General features: G+C 71.2%; 20 protein-coding genes and 2 pseudogenes. 19 read left to right on the forward strand and 3 right to left on the reverse strand.

Annotated elements, in window-relative coordinates:
• Nucleotides 1–21 precede the first annotated feature (21 nt).
• From N8I86_RS27395 to N8I86_RS27425, 7 genes are all read left to right on the forward strand, one after another.
• On the forward strand, nt 22–1,269 hold the full coding sequence (locus N8I86_RS27395; RefSeq protein ID WP_263278929.1) for an ABC transporter substrate-binding protein: 1,248 nt from the start codon (nt 22–24) through the stop codon (nt 1,267–1,269).
• Nucleotides 1,266–2,432: an ABC transporter ATP-binding protein gene (locus tag N8I86_RS27400; RefSeq protein ID WP_073890089.1), complete on the forward strand. Its 1,167-nt coding sequence runs from the start codon at nt 1,266–1,268 to the stop codon at nt 2,430–2,432. Before N8I86_RS27395 ends, N8I86_RS27400 begins: the two co-directional genes overlap by 4 nt.
• Nucleotides 2,433–2,434: 2 nt before the next feature.
• Nucleotides 2,435–3,364, forward strand: coding sequence for an ABC transporter permease (locus N8I86_RS27405; RefSeq protein ID WP_073890091.1), 930 nt, complete (start codon nt 2,435–2,437; stop codon nt 3,362–3,364).
• Entirely contained in the window at nt 3,365–4,165 is an 801-nt protein-coding gene (locus tag N8I86_RS27410) for an ABC transporter permease (RefSeq protein WP_073890093.1), read from the forward strand.
• 22 nt (nt 4,166–4,187) lie between these two features.
• Nucleotides 4,188–5,618, forward strand: coding sequence for an NAD(P)/FAD-dependent oxidoreductase (locus tag N8I86_RS27415; protein WP_073890095.1), 1,431 nt, complete (start codon nt 4,188–4,190; stop codon nt 5,616–5,618).
• Nucleotides 5,619–5,738: 120 nt separating this feature from the next.
• On the forward strand, nt 5,739–6,215 hold the full coding sequence (locus N8I86_RS27420; protein ID WP_263278930.1) for a hypothetical protein: 477 nt from the start codon (nt 5,739–5,741) through the stop codon (nt 6,213–6,215).
• Nucleotides 6,216–6,284: 69 nt separating this feature from the next.
• Nucleotides 6,285–8,111, forward strand: coding sequence for a chitinase (locus N8I86_RS27425; protein WP_263278931.1), 1,827 nt, complete (start codon nt 6,285–6,287; stop codon nt 8,109–8,111).
• On the opposite strand, the pseudogene N8I86_RS39425 reads toward N8I86_RS27425, so the two are convergent.
• A pseudogene (locus tag N8I86_RS39425) lies at nt 8,053–8,634 on the reverse strand (phosphatase PAP2 family protein); the annotation flags it as partial. The gene N8I86_RS27425 and the pseudogene N8I86_RS39425 overlap by 59 nt on opposite strands.
• On the opposite strand from N8I86_RS39425, the gene N8I86_RS39075 reads away from it, so the two are divergent.
• Nucleotides 8,578–8,700, forward strand: coding sequence for a hypothetical protein (locus N8I86_RS39075; RefSeq protein ID WP_317633658.1), 123 nt, complete (start codon nt 8,578–8,580; stop codon nt 8,698–8,700). The pseudogene N8I86_RS39425 and the gene N8I86_RS39075 overlap by 57 nt on opposite strands.
• A gap of 434 nt (nt 8,701–9,134) precedes the next feature.
• Here N8I86_RS39075 and gabT read toward each other — a convergent pair whose 3' ends face one another.
• Nucleotides 9,135–10,469: a 4-aminobutyrate--2-oxoglutarate transaminase gene (gene gabT, locus N8I86_RS27435; protein WP_263278932.1), complete on the reverse strand. Its 1,335-nt coding sequence runs from the start codon at nt 10,467–10,469 to the stop codon at nt 9,135–9,137.
• 292 nt (nt 10,470–10,761) lie between these two features.
• Between gabT and N8I86_RS27440 the strand changes: the two genes are divergently transcribed.
• The 8 genes and pseudogenes from N8I86_RS27440 to ispG all read left to right on the forward strand — a co-directional run bounded on the left by N8I86_RS27440 (nt 10,762) and on the right by ispG (nt 22,608).
• Nucleotides 10,762–12,888, forward strand: coding sequence for a 6-phosphofructokinase (locus N8I86_RS27440; protein ID WP_073890101.1), 2,127 nt, complete (start codon nt 10,762–10,764; stop codon nt 12,886–12,888).
• 106 nt (nt 12,889–12,994) lie between these two features.
• Nucleotides 12,995–13,938: pseudogene (locus tag N8I86_RS39430) on the forward strand (PucR family transcriptional regulator ligand-binding domain-containing protein); the annotation flags it as partial.
• Nucleotides 13,915–14,652, forward strand: a complete 738-nt coding sequence (locus N8I86_RS39435) for a PucR family transcriptional regulator (RefSeq protein WP_404830881.1) — start codon at nt 13,915–13,917, stop codon at nt 14,650–14,652. The pseudogene N8I86_RS39430 and the gene N8I86_RS39435, both read left to right, overlap by 24 nt.
• A gap of 221 nt (nt 14,653–14,873) precedes the next feature.
• Nucleotides 14,874–16,319: an aldehyde dehydrogenase family protein gene (locus N8I86_RS27450; RefSeq protein WP_073890104.1), complete on the forward strand. Its 1,446-nt coding sequence runs from the start codon at nt 14,874–14,876 to the stop codon at nt 16,317–16,319.
• Between the two features lie 220 nt (nt 16,320–16,539).
• Nucleotides 16,540–18,480: an acyl-CoA dehydrogenase family protein gene (locus N8I86_RS27455; RefSeq protein ID WP_073890106.1), complete on the forward strand. Its 1,941-nt coding sequence runs from the start codon at nt 16,540–16,542 to the stop codon at nt 18,478–18,480.
• A gap of 227 nt (nt 18,481–18,707) precedes the next feature.
• A complete protein-coding gene (gene dxr / locus N8I86_RS27460; RefSeq protein ID WP_073890108.1) occupies nt 18,708–19,979 on the forward strand; it encodes a 1-deoxy-D-xylulose-5-phosphate reductoisomerase in 1,272 nt (423 codons plus the stop codon).
• Nucleotides 19,976–21,280, forward strand: a complete 1,305-nt coding sequence (locus N8I86_RS27465) for a M50 family metallopeptidase (RefSeq protein WP_073890109.1) — start codon at nt 19,976–19,978, stop codon at nt 21,278–21,280. Before dxr ends, N8I86_RS27465 begins: the two co-directional genes overlap by 4 nt.
• A 170-nt stretch (nt 21,281–21,450) precedes the next feature.
• Nucleotides 21,451–22,608: a flavodoxin-dependent (E)-4-hydroxy-3-methylbut-2-enyl-diphosphate synthase gene (gene ispG, locus N8I86_RS27470; protein ID WP_073890111.1), complete on the forward strand. Its 1,158-nt coding sequence runs from the start codon at nt 21,451–21,453 to the stop codon at nt 22,606–22,608.
• Nucleotides 22,609–22,637: 29 nt separating this feature from the next.
• On the opposite strand, the gene N8I86_RS27475 is transcribed toward ispG, so the two are convergent.
• Nucleotides 22,638–22,985 carry a barstar family protein gene (locus N8I86_RS27475; RefSeq protein WP_263278933.1) on the reverse strand — a complete coding sequence of 116 codons (348 nt, stop codon included), beginning with the start codon at nt 22,983–22,985 and terminating at the stop codon, nt 22,638–22,640.
• Nucleotides 22,986–23,104: 119 nt separating this feature from the next.
• Between N8I86_RS27475 and N8I86_RS27480 the strand changes: the two genes are divergently transcribed.
• The 3 genes from N8I86_RS27480 (at nt 23,105) to N8I86_RS27490 (ending at nt 26,378) form a co-directional block, all read left to right on the forward strand.
• Complete coding sequence (locus tag N8I86_RS27480; protein WP_073890113.1) at nt 23,105–23,953, forward strand: GNAT family N-acetyltransferase; 849 nt, start codon at nt 23,105–23,107, stop codon at nt 23,951–23,953.
• Between the two features lie 115 nt (nt 23,954–24,068).
• Nucleotides 24,069–24,599 (forward strand): GNAT family N-acetyltransferase, encoded by a 531-nt coding sequence (locus N8I86_RS27485; RefSeq protein ID WP_073890115.1) that lies wholly within the window; start codon nt 24,069–24,071, stop codon nt 24,597–24,599.
• A gap of 75 nt (nt 24,600–24,674) precedes the next feature.
• Nucleotides 24,675–26,378 (forward strand): proline--tRNA ligase, encoded by a 1,704-nt coding sequence (locus N8I86_RS27490; RefSeq protein ID WP_073890117.1) that lies wholly within the window; start codon nt 24,675–24,677, stop codon nt 26,376–26,378.
• Nucleotides 26,379–26,411: the final 33 nt, after the last annotated feature.

Here is a 26,411-nt window from a genome sequence, read left to right on the forward strand (position 1 = left end):
TCCCGAAAGGGCACCACGAGCATGGAGCAGTACGAGCCCGACCGCCTGACCCCGGCCCAAGTCGCCGCCATGCGCCGCAGCCTGCGCAACGGCCGGGCCGCCATGACCCGCCGATCGCTGCTGCGGGTGTCCGCGGGCGGCGCACTCGCGGCCGGCGGTATCGGAGCCCTGAGCGGCTGCGGCATCCCCGCCGCGGGCAAGACGGCGGGCGGCATGTCCGCCCAGGACCACTCGGCGCAGGAGAAGGTGGTGAACTTCTCCAACTGGACCGAGTACATCGACGTCGACGACAAGGGCAAGGGCCACCCGACGCTCGACACCTTCCGCCGGCGGACCGGCATCTCGGTCAAGTACACCGAGGACATCAACGACAACAACGAGTTCTTCGGCAAGATCAAGCCGCAGCTCGCCGCGGGCCAGGACACCGGCCGGGACATCCTCGTCCTCACCGACTGGCTGGCCGCCCGGCTGATACGCCTCGGCTGGGTCCAGAAACTGGACCCGTCCAACCTGCCGCACGCCTACACCAACCTCTCGCCCCAGTTCCGCGACCCGGACTGGGACCCCGGGCGGGCGTACTCGTACCCCTGGCAGGGCATCTCCACCGTGATCGCCTACAACAAGAAGGCGCTCGACGGCGTCGAGGTCAGGTCGGTCTCCGACCTGCTCGACAACCCGAAGCTCAAGGGGCGCGTCGGCTTCCTGTCGGAGATGCGCGACTCCGTGGGCATGACCCTGCTCGACATGGGCAAGGACCCGGCGAAGTTCACCGACGACGACTTCGACGCGGCGATCGCCCGTCTCCAGAAGGCCGTCGACAAGGGGCAGATCCGCCGCTTCACCGGCAACGACTACACGTCCGACCTCACCAAGGGCGACCTCGCGGCCTGTGTCGCCTGGGCGGGCGACGTGGTCCAGCTCAAGGCGGACAGCCCGGACGTGGACTTCGTGATCCCGGACAGCGGCTACATGACGTCGACCGACAACATGTGCGTCCCCAACAAGGCGCGGCACAAGACGAACGCCGAGCGGCTGATCGACTTCTACTACGAGCCCGAGCAGGCCGCCGCGCTCGCCGCCTACATCAACTACGTGTCTCCGGTCGAGGGCGTGAAGCCCTACCTTGCGAAGATCGACAAGGACGCGGCGAACAATCCGCTGATCGTTCCGGACAAGGCCATGCAGGCGAAGTCCCATGCCTTCCGCTCCCTGAGCCCGAAGGAAGAGACGGCCTACGAAGAGAAGTTCGCGAAGCTCACAGGGGCGTGACGACGATGAAGACGACACCAGACAACAGCGGCGACGTCCGCCTCTCCGGTATCTCCAAGACGTACGGCGCCTTCACCGCCGTACAGCCGCTGGACCTGACCGTGCCGCAGGGCTCCTTCTTCGCCCTGCTCGGTGCCTCCGGCTGCGGCAAGACCACCACACTGCGCATGATCGCCGGCCTGGAGGAACCTTCCTCCGGGACCGTGCACCTCGGTGACCAGGACGTCACCCACCTGCCGCCGTACAAGCGGCCGGTCAACACGGTCTTCCAGTCCTACGCCCTCTTCCCGCACCTCGACATCTTCGAGAACGTCGCCTTCGGCCTGCGCCGGCGCGGTCTGAAGAGCGTGAAGAAGCAGGTGGAGGACATGCTGGACCTGGTCCAGCTCGGCGAGCAGGCGCGGAAGAAACCCCACCAGCTCTCCGGCGGCCAGCAGCAGCGTGTCGCCGTGGCCCGGGCGCTGATCAACCACCCGAAGGTGCTCCTCCTCGACGAGCCCCTCGGCGCCCTCGACCTGAAGCTGCGCCGCCAGATGCAGCTGGAGCTCAAGCGCATCCAGACCGAGGTCGGCATCACCTTCGTGCACGTCACGCACGACCAGGAGGAGGCCATGACCATGGCCGACACGGTCGCCGTGATGAACGCGGGCCGCGTGGAGCAGCTCGGCGCGCCCACCGACCTGTACGAGAACCCGCAGACCACCTTCGTCGCCAACTTCCTCGGCACCTCCAACCTCATCGAGGCGGAGATCGACACGAAGAACGGCGACGACATCGTGCTCAAGGCCGGCGGCGGCAAGCTGGTGCTGCCCGAGGCGCGCTGTTCGGCGCCGACGACGGCCGGCGGCAAGGTGCTGGTCGGCATCCGCCCCGAGAAGATCGCGCTCACCCACGCCGACGACGCGGGGGAGATCCCGGCGGGCCGCAACCGCCTCACCGGCAAGATCGCCGACGCCAGCTTCATCGGCGTCTCCACGCAGTACGTGATCGACACCCCGGTCTGCGACGAGTTCGCGGTCTACGTGCAGAACGTCGAGCGCGACGGCCGTCTCCTGCCCGGCGCCGACGTCGTCCTGCACTGGAGCCCGGCCCACACCTTCGGTCTGGACGCGGCCCAGGACATCGACGCCGGCGTGGAGACCGTCGAGGAAGAGGCCGCGTGACCATGTCGACGCTCCAAGAAGCGCCGCCGCCCCTCGCGGCCGCCGAACCCGCGAAGAAGCCCGCGCGCAAGCGCGGCCGGTTCACCCCGTACTGGCTGCTGCTGCCCGGCCTGCTGTGGCTGATCGTCTTCTTCGCGCTGCCGATGATCTACCAGGCCTCCACCTCCGTGCAGACGGGCTCCCTGGAGGACGGCTACAAGGTCACCTGGCACTTCGCGACCTACTGGGACGCCCTCGCCGAGTACTGGCCGCAGTTCCTGCGCTCGGTGTTCTACGCCGCCGCCGCGACCGTCCTGTGCCTGTTGCTGGGCTACCCGCTGGCGTACCTGATCGCCTTCCGCGCCGGCCGCTGGAAGAACCTGATCATGATCCTGGTGATCGCGCCGTTCTTCACCAGCTTCCTGATCCGCACGCTGGCCTGGAAGACGATCCTCGCGGACAACGGCCCGGTCGTGCACGCCCTGAACTCGCTGCACGTCCTGGACCTCACGGACTGGATCGGCTGGACGGCCGGCGACCGCGTCCTCGCCACCCCGCTGGCGGTCGTCTGCGGTCTGACGTACAACTTCCTGCCGTTCATGATCCTGCCGCTCTACACCTCGCTGGAGCGGATCGACGGGCGGCTGCACGAGGCGGCCGGCGACCTGTACGCCAAGCCGTCGACCACCTTCCGCAAGGTGACCTTCCCGCTGTCGATGCCCGGTGTGGTCTCGGGAACCCTGCTGACCTTCATTCCGGCGGCCGGCGACTACGTCAACGCCGAACTCCTCGGCTCGACCGACACCCGCATGATCGGAAACGTGATCCAGACGCAGTTCCTGCGCATCCTGGACTATCCGACGGCGGCCGCGCTCTCCTTCATCCTCATGGCCGGGATCCTGGCCATGGTCACGATCTACATCCGCCGGTCCGGGACGGAGGATCTGGTCTAAATGCCCTTCGTCAACTGGCTCAAGCGCAATCTCGTCGTCATCGCCGGGCTCTGCACACTCGCCTACCTCCTGCTGCCGAACATCGTCGTCACGGTGTTCTCCTTCAACAAACCGAAGGGCCGCTTCAACTACGAGTGGCAGCAGTTCTCGACGGCCGCCTGGAAGGACCCGTGCGGAGTCGCCGACATGTGCGGCTCGCTCTCCCTCAGCCTCCAGATCGCCTTCTGGGCGACGGTCGGCGCAACGCTCCTCGGCACCATGATCGCCTTCGCGCTGGTCCGTTACCGCTTCCGCGCGCGCTCCGCCGTGAACTCGCTGATCTTCCTGCCGATGGCCATGCCCGAGGTCGTCATGGCGGCCTCGCTGCTCACGCTGTTCCTCAACATGGGCGCGCAGCTCGGCTTCTGGACGATCCTCATCGCGCACATCATGTTCTGCCTCAGCTTCGTCGTCGTCGCGGTCAAGGCCCGTGTGATGTCGATGGACCCGCGCCTGGAGGAGGCGGCCCGCGACCTGTACGCCGGGCCCGCGCAGACCTTCCTGCGGGTCACCCTGCCCATCGCGGCACCGGGAATCGCCGCGGGCGCGCTGCTCTCCTTCGCGCTCTCCTTCGACGATTTCATCATCACCAATTTCAACGCCGGCTCGACCGTCACGTTCCCCATGTTCGTATGGGGTTCGGCGCAGCGCGGAACGCCCGTTCAGATCAATGTCATCGGTACGGCCATGTTCCTCCTCGCCGTACTGTTCGTCCTGACCTCGATGATCATCAGCAATCGCCGCAACAAGCAAAAGGCATAAGCCCCTGTAGGGAGTTGAAATCATGGCCCCGAGCGCCATGAGCCGTGGTGAAGACAAGTGGATCGCCTCTCTTTCCGAAGCCCAGCCGGTCCCGTACTGGCTGGAAGACCCCGGCAAGCCCCCCGCCGAGCCCGCTCTCACCGGCACCGACACCTGTGACCTGCTGGTCGTCGGCGGCGGCTACAGCGGACTGTGGACCGCGCTCAACGCCAAGGAGCGCGACCCGCAGCGCGATGTGGTGCTGCTGGAAGGCCGCGAGGTGGGCTGGGCCGCCTCCGGCCGCAACGGCGGCTTCTGCGCCGCCTCCCTGACCCACGGCCTGTCCAACGGCCTCAGCCGCTGGCCGGACGAGATCGGCAAGCTGGAGGAGCTGGGCCGCCGCAACCTCGACGAGATCGAGGCGGCCCTCGCCCGGCACGACATCGACTGCGACTTCGAGCGCACCGGTGAGATCGATGTCGCCACCGAGACCTACCAGGCCTGGGAACTGCGCGACTGGCACCGCCGGTTGACGGAGCAGGGGCTCGCCGACGGCGTCGAGTTCCTGGACACGGACGCCGTGCGCGAACAGGTCAACTCGCCCACCTTCGAGGCGGGCCTGTGGGACCGCCGCGGTGTGGCCATGCTGCACCCGGCGAAGCTGGCCTGGGGCCTGAAGCAGGCGTGCATCAGGCTCGGCGTCCGGGTTTACGAGCACACGCCCGCCCTGACCCTGAAGAGCTACGGCGCCGGGATGGCCGTCCGCACCCCGTACGGCGCCGTCCGCGCCCGCCGGGTCGCGCTCGGTACGAACATCTTCCCGAGTCTGCTGCGGCGCGTGCGCTCGTACACGGTGCCGGTCTACGACTACGCGCTGATGACGGAGCCGCTGAGCGCCGACCAGCTTGCGGAGATCGGCTGGAAGAACCGCCAGGGGCTGGGCGACAGTGCCAACCAGTTCCACTACTTCCGGCTGTCCGCCGACAACCGCGTGCTGTGGGGCGGCTACGACGCCATCTACCCGTACGGCGGCCGGATGCGCGCCGAGTACGACGACCGGCCGGAGACGTACGCCAAGCTCGCGGGCCACTTCTTCACCTGCTTCCCGCAGCTGGAGGGCGTCCGCTTCACCCACGCGTGGGGCGGCGCGATCGACACCTGCTCCCGTTTCTCGGCGTTCTTCGGCACCGGCCACCAGGGGAAGGTCGCCTACGCGGCCGGCTACACCGGTCTCGGCGTCGGCGCGACCCGCTTCGGGGCCGACGTGATGCTGGACCTGCTGGACGGGGAGCGCACCGAGCGGACCGAGCTGGAGATGGTCCGCAAGAAGCCGCTGCCGTTCCCGCCGGAGCCGTTCGCCTGGACGGGCATCGCCCTCACCAAGTGGTCCCTCGCCCGCGCGGACGCGCACGGCGGCCGCCGCAACCTGTGGCTGCGGACGATGGACCGGCTGGGGCTGGGCTTCGACAGCTGATCCCGCGGGGTGTGCCCCACCTCACTCGAAAGAGGGCACGGAAGTCGCGTAATGCCCTGCGCAAAGCCTCCCTCTCTCTCCCCGACGCCACCGCGTCGCACGAGAGAGGGAGGCTTATCGATGAGTGGGGCGAAGACGGCGGTCGAATGGCTGGCAGCCGTCGCACCGGACCCCGAGGCCTGCCGCTGGGAGTGGGAGCGCAACCCCCTCGGGGTCGCCCTGCTGCCCGCGGGCAAGGCCTGGGACGTACTGATCCTGCCGGGCGAGCTCGGCTACCCGACACTGGACGTGCTCACCCGCATCCTCGACCGGCCCGGGCCGGTGCTCGTCGACTTCGGCGACAACCGGGTCGGCTTCTTCGTGCCGCCCGGCACCGCGGCCCGCTGGCTCGGCACCGGCATCCGAACCGCCGGACCCGGCACCTGGATCGTCGTGCCGTACCCGGGCCGGGCGACCCGGGCGGTGCGCTGGCTGGTCGCACCGGACGGCTCGGGCATGCTCACCGACCCCGCGCTGCTGGAACTGGCGATGCACGAGGCGGCGGCGGGGGGCCGGCCGGGCGACGGGCGGCGGACGGGTAGCGCCCCGACCCCTTGACAAGAGGATTGGTCTGGACCAAGTTGTGGGCGCTCCACCCCTCCAACTCCCCCTCTTCCGGAGGCCCTTGTGGATCGCGCCCGACGCGCTCACGGCACCAGACGCCCCAGGTCCGTCCTCGCCCTGCTCACGGCCGCGTTGCTCGCCGTGCCCGGCATCACCGCGCTCTCGTCGGCCGCCCGCGCGGCCGACGCGGACGTGAGCCGGAACGGCGGCTTCGAATCCGGTCTGTCCGGCTGGACCTGCACGGCCGGTACGACCGTGAACTCGCCCGTGCACAGCGGGACTTCGGCGCTGCAGGCCACCCCGGCGGGCAGCGACAACGCCCAGTGCGCCCAGACCGTGACCGTGCAGCCCGACTCCCAGTACACGCTGTCCGGCCACGTCCGCGGCTCCTACGTCTACCTCGGCGCCAACGGCACCGGCACCACCGACGTCTCCACCTGGACCCAGTCCGCCCCCGACTGGCAGAAGCTCAGCACCACCTTCCGCACCGGCGCCACGACCACGAAGGTCACCATCTACACCCACGGCTGGTACGGCACCGGCGCCTACTACGCCGACGACATCTCCCTGATCGGCCCCGGCGGCAGCGGTACAGGACAGCCCCCCGCCCCGCCCGCCGGCCTGCGCACCACCACCGTCACCTCGTCCTCCGTCGGCCTGTCCTGGTCCGCGGTCACCGGTGCCACCGGCTACTCCGTCTACCGCGACGGCACCAGGGTCCAGACGGTGACCGGCACGTCGGCCACCGTGAGCGGACTCGCGGCCGCGACGGCGTACGGCTTCCAGGTCACCGCGAACAACGACGCGGGGGAGTCCGCCAGGTCCGCGGTCGTGACGGCGACCACCGGCCCGGGCGGCGGTGGGGGCTCCCCGGACCTGCCCGCCCACGCCCTCGTCGGCTACCTCCACGCGAGCTTCGCCAACGGCTCCGGCTACACCCGCCTCGCCGACGTCCCCGACAGCTGGGACGTCATCGACCTGGCCTTCGGCGAACCCACCTCGGTCACCTCCGGCGACATCCGGTTCGACCGCTGCCCCGTCGCCGAGTGCCCGAACGTCGAGAGCGACGCCGACTTCAAGGCGGCGATCAAGGCCAAGCAGGCGGCCGGCAAGAAGGTGCTGATCTCGATCGGCGGCCAGAACGGCCAGGTCCAGCTGACCACGACCGCGGCCCGGGACGCCTTCGTCACCTCCGTGTCGAAGATCATCGACACCTACGGCCTCGACGGCCTCGACATCGACTTCGAGGGCCACTCGCTGTCCCTGAACACGGGCGACACGGACTTCCGCAACCCCACCACCCCGGTGATCGTCAACCTCATCTCGGCGCTGAAGACCCTGAAGGCTCGCTACGGCACGAAGTTCGTGCTCACCATGGCTCCGGAGACGTTCTTCGTGCAGAACGGCTACCAGTTCTACGGCTCCGGCAAGTGGGGCGGCCAGGACCCGCGCTGCGGGGCGTACCTCCCGGTCGTCCACGCCCTGCGCGACGACCTCACCCTGCTCCACGTCCAGGACTACAACTCGGGGCCGATCATGGGCTTGGACAACCAGTACCACTCCATGGGCGGCGCCGACTTCCACATCGCCATGACCGACATGCTGCTCACCGGTTTCCCGGTGGCCGGCGACGCGGGCAACGTCTTCCCGCCGCTGCGCCCCGACCAGGTCGCCATCGGCATGCCGGCGTCGACGAACGCGGGCAACGGCTACGTCTCACCGGGAGAGGTCACCAGGACCCTGGACTGCCTGACGAAGAGGACGAACTGCGGCTCGTACGCGACACACGGGACGTGGCCCGCGCTGCGCGGTCTGATGACGTGGTCGGTGAACTGGGACCGCTTCGCGAACTGGGAGTTCCAGAGGAACTTCGACGCCTACTTCGGCTGACCACCAGGACCTGGGTGGTCAGCAGCACGGTGCACAGGCACCAGCTGGCCACCACGTCCAGCGGCCAGTGCCAGCCACGGCGGACCAGACCGAACGACACCCCGAGGACCAGGAGCGCGCAGCCGGCCACGAGCGTCCGGCGGGCGGCCGGTGAGCGGAGCCAGGGGAGCAGGAGCAGGGTCGCACCGCCGTACGCGATCGCCGCCGTCGCCGTGTGCCCGGACGGGAAGTAGCCGACCCCCGGGGGCACCACGGGTGTCCCCGGCCGGGCGGTCCAGTCCTTGAGCGGTACGACGATCGCCGGGACCAGCGCCATCGGTACCGCCGCCGCCAGCGGCGGCAGCCACCAGCGGGCCGCACCGGCGGCCCGGCCCCGCCAGGCCGCGTACCCGAGGGCGGCCAGGAGGACGGGCAGGGCGACCTCGGCGTTGCCGAGGTCGGACAGGGCGGCGGAGAACAGGTCCGGATGACGGAGGGCCCCGCTGAGGCGGGTGTCCAGGCGCAGGAGCGGGCCGTGGACCAGCACCTGCCAGGTCATCAGGGCGAAGAGGACAGCCGGGACACCGAGGAGCAGCGAGCGGCGGACTGAGGTCGACACCGGCCCAGCTTCGCAGGTCGGATCCCGTGGAGGGCCGGAAGACGGCCGTCCGTACACAGGTCCGGGCCTGTCAGGGGGTGGAAGGAGGTCGGCCGCCCCGGAACAGGGGGGGTGGTTCCGGGGCGGCCGTCCGGACCGGAACGTCGCGCGCCCCGGGGGGTTTGGGGCGGCGACCGTCCGATCGGTGAGGAGATCCCGGCGTCAGGCGCCGGTTGTGTGCGCGAGGGCACGACCAGGTCGAAGCTGGGGAGGCCCCGCCCTGAAATCGCCCACAGTCCCCTGTGGGCGGGGTGTATCTCTCATCTGGGTAGAACCTACGGCAGGCCGGGGCGCTTGGGCAGCCGGAATCGCGTCCCGACATCCACCTCGCACACCTTCTTCACACGGCCTGCCGCAGGACCCCTTCAGAGGTGCGGACCAGTCGCTCAGATGCGCGCGAAGGCCTGCTCGATGATGTCCAGACCCTCGTTGAGCAGGTCGTCGCCGATGACCAGCGGGGGCAGGAAGCGCAGCACGTTGCCGTAGGTGCCACAGGTGAGGACCAGCAGGCCCTCGGCGTGGCAGGCCTTGGCGAGCGCGGCGGTCGCCTCCGGGTTCGGCTCCTTCGTGGCGCGGTCCTTGACCAGCTCGATGGCGATCATCGCGCCACGGCCGCGGACGTCGCCGATGATGTCGAACTTCTCGGCCATGGCGTCGAGGCGGCCCTTCATGACCTCCTCGATGTGCTTCGCCCTGCCGTTGAGGTCGAGCTCCTTCATGGTCTCGATGGCGCCGAGCGCACCGGCGCAGGCGACCGGGTTGCCGCCGTAGGTGCCACCCAGGCCACCGGCGTGGGCGGCGTCCATGATCTCGGCGCGGCCGGTCACGGCGGCCAGCGGCAGACCGCCGGCGATGCCCTTGGCGGTGGTGATCAGGTCGGGGACGATGCCCTCGTCCTCGCACGCGAACCACTGGCCGGTGCGGCAGAAGCCGGACTGGATCTCGTCCGCGACGAAGACGATGCCGTTGTCGGCGGCGAACTGGCGGATCGCCGGCAGGAAGCCCTTGGCGGGCTCGATGAAGCCGCCCTCGCCGAGCACCGGCTCGATGATGATCGCGGCGACGTTGTCCGGGCCGACCTGCTTGGTGATCTGGTCGATGGCCTGCTTGGCGGCCTCGGGGCCGGCGTTCTCCGCACCGGTCGGCCAGCGGTAGCCGTAGGCGACCGGGACGCGGTAGACCTCGGGGGCGAACGGACCGAAGCCGTGCTTGTACGGCATGTTCTTGGCGGTCAGCGCCATGGTGAGGTTGGTGCGGCCGTGGTAGCCGTGGTCGAAGACGACGACGGCCTGGCGCTTGGTGTACGCGCGGGCGATCTTGACGGCGTTCTCGACGGCCTCGGCGCCGGAGTTGAACAGCGCGGACTTCTTCTCGTGGTCACCCGGGGTGAGCTCGGCGAGGGCCTCGGCGACCTCCACGTAGCCCTCGTACGGGGTGACCATGAAACAGGTGTGGGTGAAGTCGGCCAGCTGGGCGGTGGCCCGGCGGACGACGGCCTCGGCGGAGGCGCCCACGGAGGTCACGGCGATGCCGGAACCGAAGTCGATCAGACGGTTGCCGTCGACGTCCTCGATGATCCCGCCACCCGCGCGCGCGGTGAAGACCGGCAGTACGGAGCCCACGCCCTGCGCGACCACGGCGGTGCGGCGGGCCTGCAGTTCCTGCGACTTCGGGCCGGGGATGGCGGTGACGACGCGGCGCTCCTGCGGAAGTGCGGTCATGGGGGCTCCCTGATGATCTTGCGTACCGGGCGTTCCCGGGCGGTTCCGGGCGGTGCGTTTTCGGACGCTTACCTATCTTTCTTCGCAGGCTAGGGCCGTGCATGGTGGGTGGGCATGCTCCATGTGGGCGTCTTCGGCGCGGACGGTTGTCCGTGGTGGACATAGCGGGCCCCTCGGCCCCGCGGCGGCCAAGCGGGGAACGTACGGCCGCGTAAGCGGTGAACTCCCCTTGCCGGGGCGTTAGATTGGCTCGCTGATGGTGGATGGAACGGCTGGTCAGGGGGCAGGACGGATGGACAGCGACGGGACACGGGACGCACGCGGCACGCATGCGAACCCGGTACCCCGCCCGACGACTCCCCCTGAGGGGGGCGGGGTACCGCCGATGCCCACGGCGCCGCCCGGCGCGCCGCCGAAACCGGACGGCTCCACCTTCCTGGTCTGGCTGCGGGCCACCCGCCCCGAGGCCGCTCCGGGCGTCTGGCGCTTCGGTCACCGCCCCCGGCCCGAGCAGGAGCCCGAGCGGATCCCGGCCCGCCAGCTGCTCAGCGGCGCTCTGATCGCCTTCCTCGTGGGCTGGCTGGTGTGGTCCCTGCTGTGGAACGGCTACCTCGGCGGCTGGTGGGTGCTGCCCCTGGAGCTGTTCACCCCGGAATCCTGGCGCCAGGGCAACGACCGCGTCGGCAACGCGATCCTCTGGTACAGCTACTACACCCTCATCGCCTTCGCCATCCTGCTGGTCGTCGGCCGGCTCGGCCGCTGGGGCGAGGTCTGGCGCCGCTACGGCCCGCCCGCCTGGAGCACCGCCGGTCCCGCGGCCGAGGCACCCCCCGCACCGGACCAGGACCCCGCCGAGTTCCCCCACCTGCGCGCCGCCGGGGCCCACGAGGCGGCCGAGCGGCTCGCCGCCGAGGCGAAGGCCGGACTCATGCGGGACGTCGACCACGCGCGGATCAACCGCGCCTGGCAGGGCGTACGGACCGGACAGCACTCCCTCGCCACCTTCACCGGCGCCGTACTGCAGGACGGCGCGGCCGCCTGCCTGCACCCCTCCGGCGAACGCGACCTGCCCGCCCGGCACGCCCGGCACGACCTGTTCACCGGGCAGGTCAGGCTCGGCACCACCGCCGACGACCCCCGCAACCCCTACCACTACCGCGGCGCCGGGCTCGGCCTCGGCCCGGACCTGCTCGGCACCTCGCTGCTCGCCGTGGGCCCGGCCGGCTCCGGCAAGACCGGCGCGGTGGTACGGCCGCTCGCCGAGTCCTTGTGCCTGCACGCCCTCGCCGGCCGCGCCTCCGTCGTGGTCGTCGGCGCGTCGGGCGCCGGGCTCGGCCCGGCCGAGGCCTATGACGTCGTCGTACGCATCGGCCATCCCGAGTCGGTGTACGACCTCGACCTCTACGGCGGCACCACCGACCCCGACGAGGCCGCGGCCATACTCGCCGAGGCCCTCGTCGGCGACCTCGCCGACCCGCACCCCGGCAGCGACAGCCGCCGCTCCACCACGGTGCTCGCCCAGCTGCTCGGCCCGTTCCGCGCCGTCCACGACCGCTTCCCGTCCGTACCCGAGCTGCGCCAGCTGCTCGACGGCGCGCCCGGCCCGCTGGCCGCGCTCCGCAAGGGCCTGACCGACACCGGCCACGCTTCGCTGCTGCGGGAACTCGACGCCCGCGAACGGCAGATGGCCCACCCGGGCGATGTCGGCACGGTGCTCGCCGACCGGATCGCGCTGCTCGACCGGCCCGCCTTCGCCGCCTTCTTCGACACCTCCGGACAGTCACGCCCGTTCTCGCTCAAGGCCCTCGACCACCCGGTCCGCGTCCGCATCGACCTGCCCCAGCGGGGCCACGCCGACGCCTCCCGGATCCTCGCCCGGCTGGTGCTGGCCCAGTTCACGGCCGCCGTGACGGCCAGGGAGGACCGGTCGCTGTTCGCCTGCCTGCTGCTCGACGACGCCTCCGGTGTCGTCACACCGGAGGCCGTGCGGGGTATTCAGCGGCTGCGCTCCGCGGGCGCCGGCGCGGTGCTCACCCTGCGCACCCTGGACGACGTGCCCCGGCCGCTGCGCGGCCCGCTGCTCGGCGCCACCGGATGCCGCATGGCGCTGTCCGGGCTCACCCCCTGGGACGGGCAGGACTTCGCCGAGGTGTGGGGCAAGGAGTGGACCGAGACCCGGGACGTCACCGACCGGCAGATCATCGCCGAGACGCCCGCCGGCAAGGCCGTGCACATGCTGCGCCGGGTCATCACCGGACAGGCGCCGACGGCCCGGGCCGTCACCGTGCGGCAGGTGGAGCGGGAGCGGTGGTCGGCGTCCGAGCTGGCGCACGCGGTGCCGCCCGGCCACGCCGTGCTGTCGCTGACCACCGTGCAGGGCGAGCACGCGCCGCCGCTGCTGGTGGACCTGCGGGCGTGAGGGCCAGCGGCCGATCGTACGGTGAGGCAGAATCGGCATAGGCCGTTCATACGCGGCGGCCAAAAGATCACCTCGATCACCGTGTCCGGCTCACCGTGAAGGCCCCATGCCCCCGACCCTCGCCTCGCTCGTCCACCACTCCGCGCTCAAGCTGACCGTGCGCGCGGGCGAGGACCGCCTCGACGTGCCCGTCCGCTGGGCGCACGTCAGCGAGCTGGCCGACCCCGTCCCCTACATGGAGGGCGGCGAGCTGCTGCTGATCACCGCGCTCAAGCTGGACGCGGACGATCCGGAGGCCATGCGCCGCTACGTGCGGCGACTGGTCGGCGCGGGCGTCGTCGGACTCGGCTTCGCCGTCGGCGTCAACTACGAGGACATCCCGAAGGCCCTGGTCGACGCCTGCGCCCAGGAGGGCCTGCCGCTGCTTGAGGTCCCCCGCCGCACCCCCTTCCTCGCCATCAGCAAGGCCGTGTCCGCGGCGATCGCCGCCGACCAGTACCGCGCGGTCACGGCGGGCTTCGCCGCCCAGCGCGAACTGACCAGGCAGGCCCTCAACGCCGGCCCGGAAGGACTCCTCACCGCCCTCGCCGTACAGGTGGACGGCTGGGCCGCCCTGTACGACGCCTCGGGCGCCGTCGTCGCCGCCGCACCGGAGTGGGCCGGCCGGCGCGCCGCCCGGCTGACCGCCGAGGTCGAGCGGCTCCGGGAGCGGCCCGCGCCCGCCTCCTCCGTCGTCGGCGGACCCGAGCACGAGGACCGGGTCGAACTGCACTCGCTGGGCACCGGCCGCCGCCCCGGGCCGCGCTAGCCGTCGGCACGGCCGCCGCGCTCGGCACAGCCGAGCGCTACGCCGTCCACTCCGCCATCGCCCTGCTCACCCTCGTCACCGAGCGGTCCCGCTCCCTGCAGGCGGCCGAGCAGCGGATCGGCACGGCGGTGCTGCGCATGCTGCTCGCCGGGGAGCCCGACCACGCCCGCGCCGTCGCCGGGGACCTGTACGGCGGGCTGCTCGACGCGCCCTTCCGCATGATCGTCGCCGAGTCGCTGCCGGGGCCGGCCGCGCGGACGCCGGTCACCGCCGCCAAGTCCGTCACCGCGGCCAAGTCCGGCGCGGCCGCGCCGGACGCCGTCGACGCGGGCGGTGATCCGCTGGGCGCTCTCACGGAGACCGTGGAGTCCGCCGCCGCGCGCTCCGGCGAGGCCGTGCTGGTCGTGCCCGAGGGCGAGCGGCTGGTGGTGCTCGCCGCGGACGAGGGCGCGGCGGTGGCCGCGTGCGTGGAGTACGCGATGGCGCTCGAAGCGGCACGGGCGGTGCCCGAGCAGGCGGTCGCGGAGGAGTACGAGCTGGTCGTGGGCCTCTCCGCGCCCACCGGGCCGATCGCCGCGGCGGCGGCCTACAAACAGGCCGAGCAGGCGTTGTCGGTGGCGCGACGGCGGGGCCGGGGGTTCGTGGAGCACGAGCAGCTGGCCGCGGGCTCCGTGCTGCCGCTGCTGGCCGACGACGCGGTGAAGGCGTTCGCCGACGGGTTGCTGCGGGCGCTGCACGAGCACGACGCGACCGGCCGGGGGGACCTGGTCGCCTCGCTGCGGGCGTGGCTGTCACGGCACGGCCAGTGGGACGCGGCCGCCGCGGACCTCGGCGTCCACCGGCACACGCTGCGCTACCGGATGCGCCGCGTCGAGGAGATCCTCGGCCGCTCCCTGGACGACCCGGACGTCCGGATGGAACTGTGGCTCGCCCTGAAGGCGACGACGACGGAGTAGCCGGCCCGGACACGGGGAGGGACGGCTCGCGTGTCCAGCACCCAGGCTGCCGGGCACCTTGGCTGTAGGCACCCCGACCCACTCCTCACCGACCCCGCCATTCCGGCGTACCCCCCGCCGCGACTGCTACGACTCGGACAAGCGACCCTCGGCCGGGGCCGCCCTACCGTGGACAGCGAACCGAAAGCACACCCCCAACGCGGAAGGGCCGGGACTCGCATATGACTTCCACCCACGCCTTCTGGCTCGCCGGCCGCCAGGTCATCGGCGAGGACACCTTCGACGTCACCTCCCCGTGGGACGGTCGTCTCGTCGGCAAGGTCAGCGTGCCGAACGACGCCCAGGTCGAGGAGGCCGTGGCCGCCGCGTACGCCGTGCGGGACGAGTTCGCCGCCACCCCGGCGCACGTACGTGCCGCCGCCCTCGACCACGTCAGCAAGCGGCTGGCCGAGCGCACGGAGGAGATCGCCCAGCTGATCTCCGCCGAGAACGGCAAGCCGATCAAGTGGGCCCGGGGCGAGGTCGGCCGTGCCGTCTCCGTGTTCCGGTTCGCCGCCGAGGAGGCCCGCCGCTTCAACGGCGGCGAGGCCCAGCGCCTCGACACCGACGCCGGCGGCCAGGGCCGTCTGGCGCTCACCCGCCGCTTCCCGAAGGGCGTCGTCCTCGGCATCGCGCCGTTCAACTTCCCGCTGAACCTGTGCGCCCACAAGGTCGCCCCGGCGATCGCCGCCGGCGCCCCGATCATCCTGAAGCCGGCCCCGGCCACCCCGCTCTCCGGTCTGATCATCGGTGACCTGCTCGCCGAGACCGAGCTGCCCGCCGGCTCCTGGTCGATCCTGCCGGTCGCCAACGACCGCATGCCCGCCCTGGTCCAGGACGAGCGCCTGCCGGTCATCTCCTTCACCGGTTCCGAGAAGGTCGGCTACGCGATCATGGACTCGGTGCCGCGCAAGCACTGCACCCTGGAGCTGGGCGGCAACGGCGCGGCCGTCGTCCTCGGCGACTTCGCGAGCGACGCCGACCTGGACTGGGCCGCGACCCGCATCGCGACCTTCTCCAACTACCAGGGCGGCCAGTCCTGCATCTCCGTGCAGCGCGTGATCGCCGACGCGTCCGTCTACGACCGGCTGCTGCCGCGCGTCGTGGCCGCCGTCGAGGCCCAGGTCACCGGTGACCCCACCGACGACAAGACCGACGTCGGCCCGCTGGTCAGCGAGGACGCCGCCAAGCGCGTCGAGTCGTGGGTCAAGGAGGCGGTCGAGGCCGGCGCCACGCTGCACACCGGCGGCGACCGCGACGGCGCCTCCTACGCGCCGACCGTCCTCACCGACGTGCCCGCGAACGCCACCCTCGCCTGCGAGGAGGTCTTCGGACCGGTCCTCACCGTGCAGAAGGTGGACGGCGAGGCCGAGGCCTTCGCCGCGGTCAACAGCTCCAAGTACGGCCTCCAGGCAGGCGTGTTCACCCACGACCTGCAGGTCGCCTTCCGTGCCCACCGCGCCCTCGAGGTCGGTGGCGTGGTGATCGGCGACGTCCCGTCCTACCGTGCCGACCAGATGCCGTACGGCGGCGCCAAGCAGTCCGGCGTGGGCCGCGAGGGCGTCCGGTTCGCCATGGAGGACTACACCTACGAGCGCGTGCTGGTCCTCACCGGTCTCGCGCTCTGACCTGCCACGGACAGGTCGGACAGAACGGCCGCAGCCCACTGTGCGGGGGCTGCGGCCGTTCCTGTTGCGGGCCGCGACGCCCGCGGCTGCGGGCGCGTCATCGACCCGATCGGACCGCGAGGGGTGGTGACGTGCGGCCGTTTCGGGTACCAACGATCCAGTAGCACTGGTCGGTAACGAACGGTCCCAATCGTCCCTCTCAGCGGCGAGGTGAGCCTCAATGTCCGCCACCACCACCCCACGCACCAACGTCACAGAGCGCGAGGCACGTCAGGTGGCGGAGGCCGCCCGGCAACAGGACTGGCACAAGCCCAGCTTCGCCAAGGAGCTGTTCCTCGGGCGCTTCCGGCTCGACCTCATCCACCCGCACCCGCTCCCCGACGACGAGTCGGTCCGGCGCGGCGAGGAGTTCCTCACCAAACTGCGCGCCTTCTGCGAGTCGGGGATCGACTCCGCGCGCATCGAGCGCGAGGCCCGCATCCCCGACGAGGTCGTCACCGGGCTCAAGGAGCTCGGCGCGCTCGGCATGAAGATCGACCCCAAGTACGGCGGTCTCGGCCTCACCCAGCTCTACTACAACAAGGCCCTCGCCCTCGTCGGCTCCGTGAGCCCCGCCGTCGGCGCCCTGCTCTCCGCCCACCAGTCGATCGGCGTACCGCAGCCGCTCAAGATGTTCGGCACCCAGGAGCAGAAGGACGCCTTCCTGCCGCGCTGCGCCCGCACCGACATCTCCGCGTTCCTGCTCACCGAACCGGACGTCGGCTCCGACCCGGCCCGGCTCGCCACCACCGCCGTACCCGACGGCGACGACTACGTCCTCGACGGGGTCAAGCTGTGGACCACCAACGGGGTCGTCGCCGACCTGCTCGTGGTCATGGCGCGGGTGCCGAAGTCCGAAGGCCACAAGGGCGGCATCACCGCCTTCGTCGTCGAGGCCGGCTCCGAGGGCATCACCGTCGAGAACCGCAACGCCTTCATGGGCCTGCGCGGCATCGAGAACGGCGTCACCCGCTTCCACCAGGTCCGGGTCCCCGCAGCCAACCGCATCGGGCCCGAGGGCGCCGGCCTGAAGATCGCGCTCACCACCCTCAACACCGGCCGGCTCTCGCTGCCCGCGATGTGCGCCGGGGCCGGCAAGTGGTGCCTGAAGATCGCCCGCGAGTGGGCCGCCGAGCGCGAGCAGTGGGGCAAGCCGGTCGCCCTGCACGAGGCCGTCGGCTCGAAGATCAGCTTCATCGCGGCCACCACCTTCGCCCTGGAGGCCGTACTCGACCTGTCCTCGCAGATGGCCGACGAGGACCGCAACGACATCCGCATCGAGGCCGCCCTCGCCAAGCTGTACGGCTCCGAGATGGCCTGGCTCATGGCCGACGAACTGGTCCAGATCCGCGGCGGCCGCGGCTACGAGACCGCCGAGTCGCTGCGCGAGCGGGGCGAGCGCGCGGTCCCGGCCGAGCAGATCCTGCGCGACCTGCGGATCAACCGCATCTTCGAGGGCTCGACGGAGATCATGCACCTCCTCATCGCCCGCGAGGCGGTCGACGCCCACCTGTCGGTCGCCGGTGACCTCATCGACCCCGACAAGTCCCTGTCCGACAAGGCGAAGGCGGGCGCCAACGCGGGTGTCTTCTACGCCAAGTGGCTGCCCAAACTGGTCGCCGGACCCGGACAACTGCCCACCTCGTACGGCGAGTTCAAGAACGGTGTCGATCTCTCCGGCCACCTCCGCTACGTCGAGCGCACCGCCCGCAAGCTGGCCCGCTCCACCTTCTACGCCATGTCCCGCTGGCAGGGCCGGATGGAGACCAAGCAGGGCTTCCTCGGCCGGATCGTCGACATCGGCGCCGAGCTGTTCGCGATGAGCGCGGCCTGCGTCCGGGCCGAACTGCTGCGCGGCCGGGGCGAGCACGGCCGCGAGGCCTACCAGCTCGCCGACGCCTTCTGCCGCCAGGCCCGCATCCGGATCGAGGAGCTCTTCGGCCGGCTGTGGACCAACACCGACGACGTCGACCGCAAGGTGGTCAAGGGCGTCCTCGGCGGCGCCTACGCGTGGCTGGAGGAGGGCATCGTCGACCCCTCCGGTGACGGACCCTGGATCGCCGACGCGACCCCCGGACCCTCCGAGCGGGAGAACGCCCGCCGTCCCTTCGGCGGCCAGTAGTCCCCGCCGCCCGGGTTCCGCACCCGTCCGCCGTAGGGGCGGTGCGGCACCCGGGCATGTGTGCGACGGCTCGTCCTTCACGCGGGTTCAGGAGAGGGGTAAAAGCCGCATACAGGGCGGCGTTCGACGCGATGTACGACCGTTCACCCGGCAACGCCCGCCGCCCGCCCACCCACCCGAGGGACCGCGCTGTCCTGACACCGCGCGCTTGCGGCAACAATGGGGGGATGACCGACAGTCCCGCCCGTCCGGCACCCCTCGCCGACCCGCACCTCGTCTACGACCCCCTCGCCGGGGACGGCCCCAAGGACGTGGTGATCCTCGGCTCCACCGGATCCATCGGCACCCAGGCCATCGACCTCGTGCTGCGCAACCCCGACCGCTTCCGCGTCACCGCCCTCTCCGCGAACGGCGGCCGGGTCGCCCTCCTCGCCGAGCAGGCGCGCCGGCTGCGGGTGCGGACCGTCGCGGTCGCCCGCGAGGACGCCGTACCCGCCCTGCGCGAGGCGCTCGCCGCCGAGTACGGCGCCGGGGAGCCGCTGCCCGAGATCCTCGCCGGACCGGACGCGGCCACCCAGGTCGCCGCCTCCCCCTGCCACACCGTGCTCAACGGCATCACCGGCTCCATCGGCCTCGCGCCCACTCTCGCCGCCCTGGAAGCCGGCCGCACCCTCGCACTGGCCAACAAGGAGTCGCTGATCGTCGGCGGCCCGCTGGTCAAGGCACTCGCCAAGCCCGGCCAGATCATCCCGGTCGACTCCGAGCACGCCGCCCTCTTCCAGTCCCTGGCCGCCGGCACCCGCGCCGACGTGCGCAAGCTGGTCGTCACCGCATCCGGCGGCCCCTTCCGCGGCCGGACCAGGGACGAGCTGGCGGACGTCACCGTCCAGGACGCCCTCGCGCACCCCACCTGGGCGATGGGCCCGGTCATCACGATCAACTCGGCCACCCTCGTCAACAAGGGTCTGGAAGTCATCGAGGCACACCTCCTCTACGACATTCCCTTCGACCGCATTGAGGTGGTCGTGCATCCCCAGTCGTATGTCCACTCGATGGTCGAGTTCACCGACGGATCCACGATCGCCCAGGCGACGCCCCCCGACATGCGCGGGCCCATCGCCATCGGACTGGGCTGGCCCGAACGCGTCCCGGACGCGGCGCCCGCCTTCGACTGGAGCAAGGCCTCCACATGGGAATTCTTCCCGCTGGACAACGAGGCCTTCCCCTCGGTGAACCTCGCCCGGCACGTGGGGCAGCTCGCGGGCACCGCTCCGGCGGTGTTCAATGCGGCCAACGAGGAGTGCGTCGAAGCCTTCCTGGGCGGCGCGCTGCCCTTCAACGGCATCATGGAGACCGTCACCCGGGTGGTCGAGGAACACGGCACCCCGGCCACGGGAACTTCACTCACCGTGTCGGACGTCCTCGAAGCGGAGACCTGGGCGCGAGCCCGGGCCCGTGAACTCACAGCCACGACGGCGACCGCGGAGGCGCGTGCATGACGACCCTGATGTTCATCCTCGGCATAGTGGTCTTCGCGGTCGGCCTGCTCGTCTCCATCGCGTGGCACGAGCTGGGGCACCTGTCCACGGCCAAGCTCTTCGGCATCCGCGTCCCGCAGTACATGGTCGGCTTCGGCCCGACCGTCTGGTCACGGAGGAAGGGCGAGACCGAGTACGGCATCAAGGCCGTCCCGCTCGGCGGTTACATCCGCATGATCGGCATGTTCCCGCCCGACGACCAGGGCCGGGTCTCGGCCCGCTCCACCTCACCGTGGCGCGGCATGATCGAGGACGCCCGCTCGGCGGCCTTCGAGGAGCTCGAGGCCGGTGACGAGACGCGCATGTTCTACACGCGCAAACCGTGGAAGCGGGTCATCGTCATGTTCGCGGGACCGTTCATGAACCTGGTCCTCGCGGTCGCCCTGTTCTTCACCGTGCTCATGGGCTTCGGCATCCAGCAGCAGACCACCACCGTCGCCTCCGTCTCGCCCTGCGTCATCTCCCAGAGCGAGAACCGCGACAGCTGCAAGAAGTCCGACCCGGCCTCCCCGGCCCAGGCCGCCGGCATGCAGAAGCGGGACCGGATCGTCTCCTTCGACGGCAGGCCCACCGAGAACTGGAACACCCTCTCGGACCTCATCCGCGACAGCGCCGGCAAAACCGTGCCGATCGTCGTCGAGCGGGACGGCAAGCAGCTGACCCTGCACGCGAAGATCGCCACCAACCTGGTCGCCAAGAAGGACTCCAGCGGCACCTACGTCCAAGGCAAGTACGTCAAGGCCGGCTTCCTCGGCTTCAGCTCCGCCACCGGCGTGGTCAAGCTGGACTTCGGGGACTCCGTCACCTGGATGACCGACCGGGTCGGCGACGCCGTCGACTCCCTCGCCGCCCTGCCCGGGAAGATCCCGGCCCTGTGGGACGCCGCCTTCGGCGACGGCCCGCGCGAGCCGGACTCCCCGATGGGCATCGTCGGCGCGGCCCGCATCACCGGCGACATCGCCACCCTCGACATCCCCGCCTCCCAGCAGGTGGCGATGTTCGTGATGCTGCTCGCCGGCTTCAACCTGTCGCTGTTCCTGTTCAACATGCTCCCGCTGCTCCCGCTCGACGGCGGGCACATCGCGGGCGCGCTCTGGGAGTCCCTGCGGCGCAACCTGGCCCGCATCCTGCGCCGCCCGGACCCCGGCCCGTTCGACGTGGCCAAGCTGATGCCGGTGGCCTACGTGGTGGCCGGAATCTTCGTCTGCTTCACCATCCTCGTCCTGATCGCGGATGTCGTTAACCCCGTCAAAATCTCCTAGCCCCACGCTGTTCGACAGGGGCCCGGGACCCTCTGGTTCCGGGCCCCTTCCATCGGGTGGGTTTGGCGGGTGGGATGTGCTGTCGCCCGGGGCGGTGACGTAATCTCGAAGCCTGGAGCCCGCCGTCCACGGGACCGGACCTTGATCCACGACTTGGGGTTGCACAGCAGATGACTGCGATTTCTCTCGGCATGCCGTCCGTTCCGACCAAGCTCGCCGAGCGCCGGAAGAGCCGGCAGATCCAGGTCGGGACCGTGGCGGTCGGCGGAGACGCGCCCGTCTCGGTCCAGTCGATGACCACGACCCGGACGTCCGACATCGGCGCCACCCTCCAGCAGATCGCCGAGCTGACCGCGTCCGGCTGCCAGATCGTCCGCGTGGCGTGCCCCACCCAGGACGACGCCGACGCCCTCGCGACCATCGCGAGGAAGTCCCAGATCCCGGTGATCGCGGACATCCACTTCCAGCCCAAGTACGTCTTCGCGGCCATCGAGGCCGGCTGCGCCGCGGTCCGCGTGAACCCGGGCAACATCAAGCAGTTCGACGACAAGGTCAGGGAGATCGCCAAGGCCGCCAAGGAGCACGGCACCCCGATCCGCATCGGCGTCAACGCCGGTTCGCTGGACCGCCGCCTGCTCCAGAAGTACGGCAAGGCGACCCCGGAGGCGCTGGTCGAGAGCGCGCTGTGGGAGGCGTCCCTCTTCGAGGAGCACGACTTCCGCGACATCAAGATCTCCGTCAAGCACAACGACCCGGTCGTCATGATCGAGGCCTACCGCCAGCTCGCCGAGGCGTGCGACTACCCCCTCCACCTCGGTGTCACCGAGGCCGGCCCCGCCTTCCAGGGCACCATCAAGTCGGCCGTCGCCTTCGGCGCCCTGCTCTCCCAGGGCATCGGCGACACCATCCGCGTCTCCCTGTCGGCCCCGCCGGCCGAGGAGGTCAAGGTCGGCCTGCAGATCCTGGAGTCGCTGAACCTCAAGCAGCGCGGCCTGGAGATCGTCTCCTGCCCGTCCTGCGGCCGCGCCCAGGTCGACGTCTACAAGCTCGCCGAAGAGGTCACCGCCGGTCTGACCGGCATGGAGGTCCCGCTGCGCGTCGCCGTCATGGGCTGCGTCGTGAACGGCCCCGGCGAGGCCCGCGAGGCCGACCTCGGCGTCGCCTCCGGCAACGGCAAGGGCCAGATCTTCGTCAAGGGCGAGGTCATCAAGACCGTCCCCGAGTCCAAGATCGTGGAGACCCTCATCGAGGAGGCCATGAAGCTGGCCGAGCAGATGGAGAAGGACGGCGTGGCCTCCGGCGAGCCGTCGGTCTCGGTCGCGGACTGACCGCGCCCTTCCAGCAAGCCGACCACTCCTTACCGCTCCTTCCAGCGGACCGACCGCGCCTGCCAGGGGGCCGACCGCGCCTGCCAGGGGGCCGACCGCGCCTCCCGGCGGGCCGACCGCGCCTGCCGGCAGGCCACCACTGCGTCCATGAGTCCCGTCCATCCCGGCGGACGGGACCCGGCCACCTCTGCGCTTCCCTGTTCGACCGCGCCCTCGGGCCAGACGGTGTGGTCGCACAGGGAGTCGGCCAGCGCATCCCGGTTGCGGCCGAACCAGTCGGGCAGCGCGAGGGCCCGGGCGACGCGGTCCGTCAGGCCGGGCTTGTCGGTGACCCCGGTGAGGTCCAGCGCGCCCCCGCACCGGAGAACTCCCGCCAAGGCCGCCGGGGATCGGGCGAACGGGAGGCGGCGTCGGGCGGGACACGAGGCGAAGCGCGGCACAAACGAGCGAGGTACAGTGCCGGGACCAGCAGAACCCCCAGGGTGAGGCCCCGCACGTGTTGACCCAGACCACCTCACGGGTGCTCGAACCGAGCGACCTTGACGCCGCGCTCGCCGTCCTCGACCGCGAGCCGGTGGCGAACGCCTTCGTGGCCTCCCGGGTCCAGATCGCCGGACTGGACCCCTGGCGCCTCGGCGGCGAGATGTGGGGCTGGTACGAGGACGGCATGCTCACGTCGCTGTGCTACGCCGGCGCCAACCTGGTCCCGATCTGCGCCACCCCGCGGGCCGTCCGGGCCTTCGCCGACCGGGCCCGGCGGGCCGGCCGCCGCTGCTCCTCCATCGTCGGCCCCGCCGGCCCCACCGCGGAGCTGTGGCGGCTGCTGGAGCCGCAGTGGGGCCCCGCCCGTGAGGTCCGCGCCCACCAGCCGCTCATGGTCACCGACCGGATGCCCGCCGACATCGCCCCGGACCCGTACGTCCGCCGCGTCCGCAAGGACGAGATGGAGACGATCATGCCGGCGTGCGTCGCGATGTTCACCGAGGAGGTCGGCGTCTCCCCGCTGGCCGGCGACGGCGGCCTGCTCTACCAGGCCCGGGTCGCCGAACTCGTCGGCTCCGGCCGTTCCTTCGCCCGTGTCGACGACGACGGCAAGGTCGTCTTCAAGGCCGAGATCGGCGCGGCGACCTCCCAGGCGTGCCAGATCCAGGGGGTGTGGGTGGCCCCCGAGTACCGGGGGAGGGGCCTGGCGGCGCCGGGCATGGCCGCGGTCCTGCGCTACGCCCTCGCGGACGTCGCCCCGGTGGTGAGCCTGTACGTGAACGACTTCAACACCTCGGCGCGAAGGACGTACCTCAGGGTCGGCTTCCAGGAGGTCGGCGCCTTCATGAGCGTGCTGTTCTGAGCCCGGCCGAGCGTCGCGGAACCGTTCCCGCGGGCCCGGCCCGCCGCGTGACTGCGGGCGGCGGAGAACGCCTCGTGCCCGGCCGCCGACCCGAACGGCCCTGTACGCTCCCCGCATGGACCTCGTGATCGGCCCCCTGGACCTCGCAGCCCGCATCGACGAGGCCCTGACCGTCCAAGCCGTCGCCTTCGGGCTCGGCCCGGAGGAAGTCGCCGTACGCCGTCAGATCGTCCAGCGCCACATGCAGTACCGGGGCGCGCGGGCCCTCGGCGCGAGCGTGGGCGGTCTCCTCGTCGGCTTCGTGTACGGCATGCCCAACTCCCGTACCCACTGGTGGTCCACGGTCGTGGAGCCGTACCTCCGGGCCCGGGACAACGACGGCTGGCTCGACGACTCCTTCGTGATCACCGAGCTGCACGTGCACCCCGACCACCAGAACCGCGGTATCGGCCGGCGCCTGATCACCACCATCACGGACAGCGCCGCCGAGCCCCGCTCGATCCTCTCCGCGATCGACATCGACAGCCCCGCCCGCGGCCTCTACCACTCCCTCGGTTACGTCGACCTCGCCCGCCAGGTCCATTTCCCGAGCGCGCCGAGGCCGTACGCGGTGATGGGCGCCCCGCTGCCCCTGCGCAGGCGTTAACCGATTTCCGCCCGCGCGGCAAGCCCGGCTAACCTCCTGTGCCATCACCTAAAACCTGGCAGGAGTACGAGAACCATGGCCAACGCACCGGTCCAGCGCATGTCCCAGTTGATGGCGAAGACGCTGCGCGACGACCCGGCGGACGCCGAGGTCCTCAGCCACAAGCTGCTCGTCCGCGCCGGATACGTCCGCCGCACGGCCGCCGGCATCTGGAGCTGGCTGCCCCTCGGCAAGAAGGTCCTCGCCAACGTGGAGCGGATCGTCCGCGAGGAGATGGACGCCATCGGCGCCCAGGAGGTCTCGCTGCCCGCCCTGCTGCCGCGCGAGCCCTACGAGGCCACCGGCCGCTGGGACGAGTACGGCCAGGAGCTGTTCCGCCTGCAGGACCGCAAGGGTGGCGACTACCTCCTCGGCCCTACCCACGAGGAGATCTTCACCCTGCTGGTCAAGGACCAGTGCACGTCCTACAAGGACCTGCCGGTGATCCTCTACCAGATCCAGTCCAAGTTCCGCGACGAGGCCCGGCCCCGCGCCGGCATCCTGCGCGGCCGCGAGTTCCTCATGAAGGACTCGTACTCCTTCGACCTCGACGACGAGGGTCTGGGCAGGTCCTACGCCCTGCACCGCGAGGCCTACCGGCGCACCTTCGAGCGCCTCGGCCTCGACTACCGGATCGTCGCCGCCACGGCCGGCGCGATGGGCGGCTCCAAGTCCGAGGAGTTCCTGGCCCCGGCCGAGGCCGGCGAGGACACCTTCGCCGACTGCCCGAACTGCGACTTCGCGGCGAACACCGAGGCGGTCTCGTACGAGCTCAGGACGGTGGACGGCTCGGCCGTGCCCGCGCTGGAGGAGATCCCCACCCCGGACACCCCGACCATCGAGACGCTGGCCGCCTCCCTCGGCGTCCCGGCCTCCGCCACGCTGAAGAACCTCCTGGTCAAGGTGGACGGCGAGATCGTCGCGGTCGGCGTGCCCGGGGACCGCGAGGTGGACCTCGGCAAGGTCGAGGCGCACTTCGCCCCGGCGGCCGTCGAGATGGTCACCGAGGCGGACTTCGCCGGCCGTCCCGACCTGGTCCGCGGTTACGTCGGCCCGCAGGGCCTGGGCGAGAAGGTCACGTACATCGCCGACCCCCGGGTGGCGCCCGGCACCTCCTGGATCACCGGTGCCAACAAGGACCAGACCCACGCGAAGAACGTCGTCGCCGGCCGTGACTTCGAGGTCGACGCCTACGTGGACGTCGTCGTGGTGCAGGAGGGCGACCCCTGCCCCAAGTGCGGCACCGGCCTGAAGCTGGACCGCGCCATCGAGATCGGCCACATCTTCCAGCTGGGCCGCAAGTACGCCGACGCCCTCAAGCTCGACGTCCTCGGCCAGAACGGCAAGCCGGTCCGCGTGACCATGGGCTCGTACGGCATCGGCGTCTCCCGCGCCGTCGCCGCGCTCGCCGAGCAGACCGCCGACGAGCAGGGTCTGTGCTGGCCCAAGGAGGTCGCCCCGGCGGACGTGCACGTCGTCGCCGCGGGCAAGGCCCTGCAGACCGAGCTGGCGCTCGACGTCGCCGAGAAGCTGGCCGCCGCGGGCGTCCGTGTCCTGGTGGACGACCGGGCCGGGGTCTCCCCGGGGGTGAAGTTCACCGACGCGGAGCTGATGGGCGTCCCGCAGATCCTGGTGGCCGGCCGCCGCTCCGGCGAGGGCGTGCTGGAGCTGAAGGACCGCAGGACGGGTGAGCGCGAGGAGCTGTCCGTCGAGGACGCCATCGCCCGCCTGACCGCGTAACGGCGCACCCGTGAAGGCGCCCCCCGGGATCTC

The organism is Streptomyces albidicamelliae (assembly GCF_025642175.1).
Lineage (GTDB): Bacteria > Actinomycetota > Actinomycetes > Streptomycetales > Streptomycetaceae > Streptomyces > Streptomyces albidocamelliae.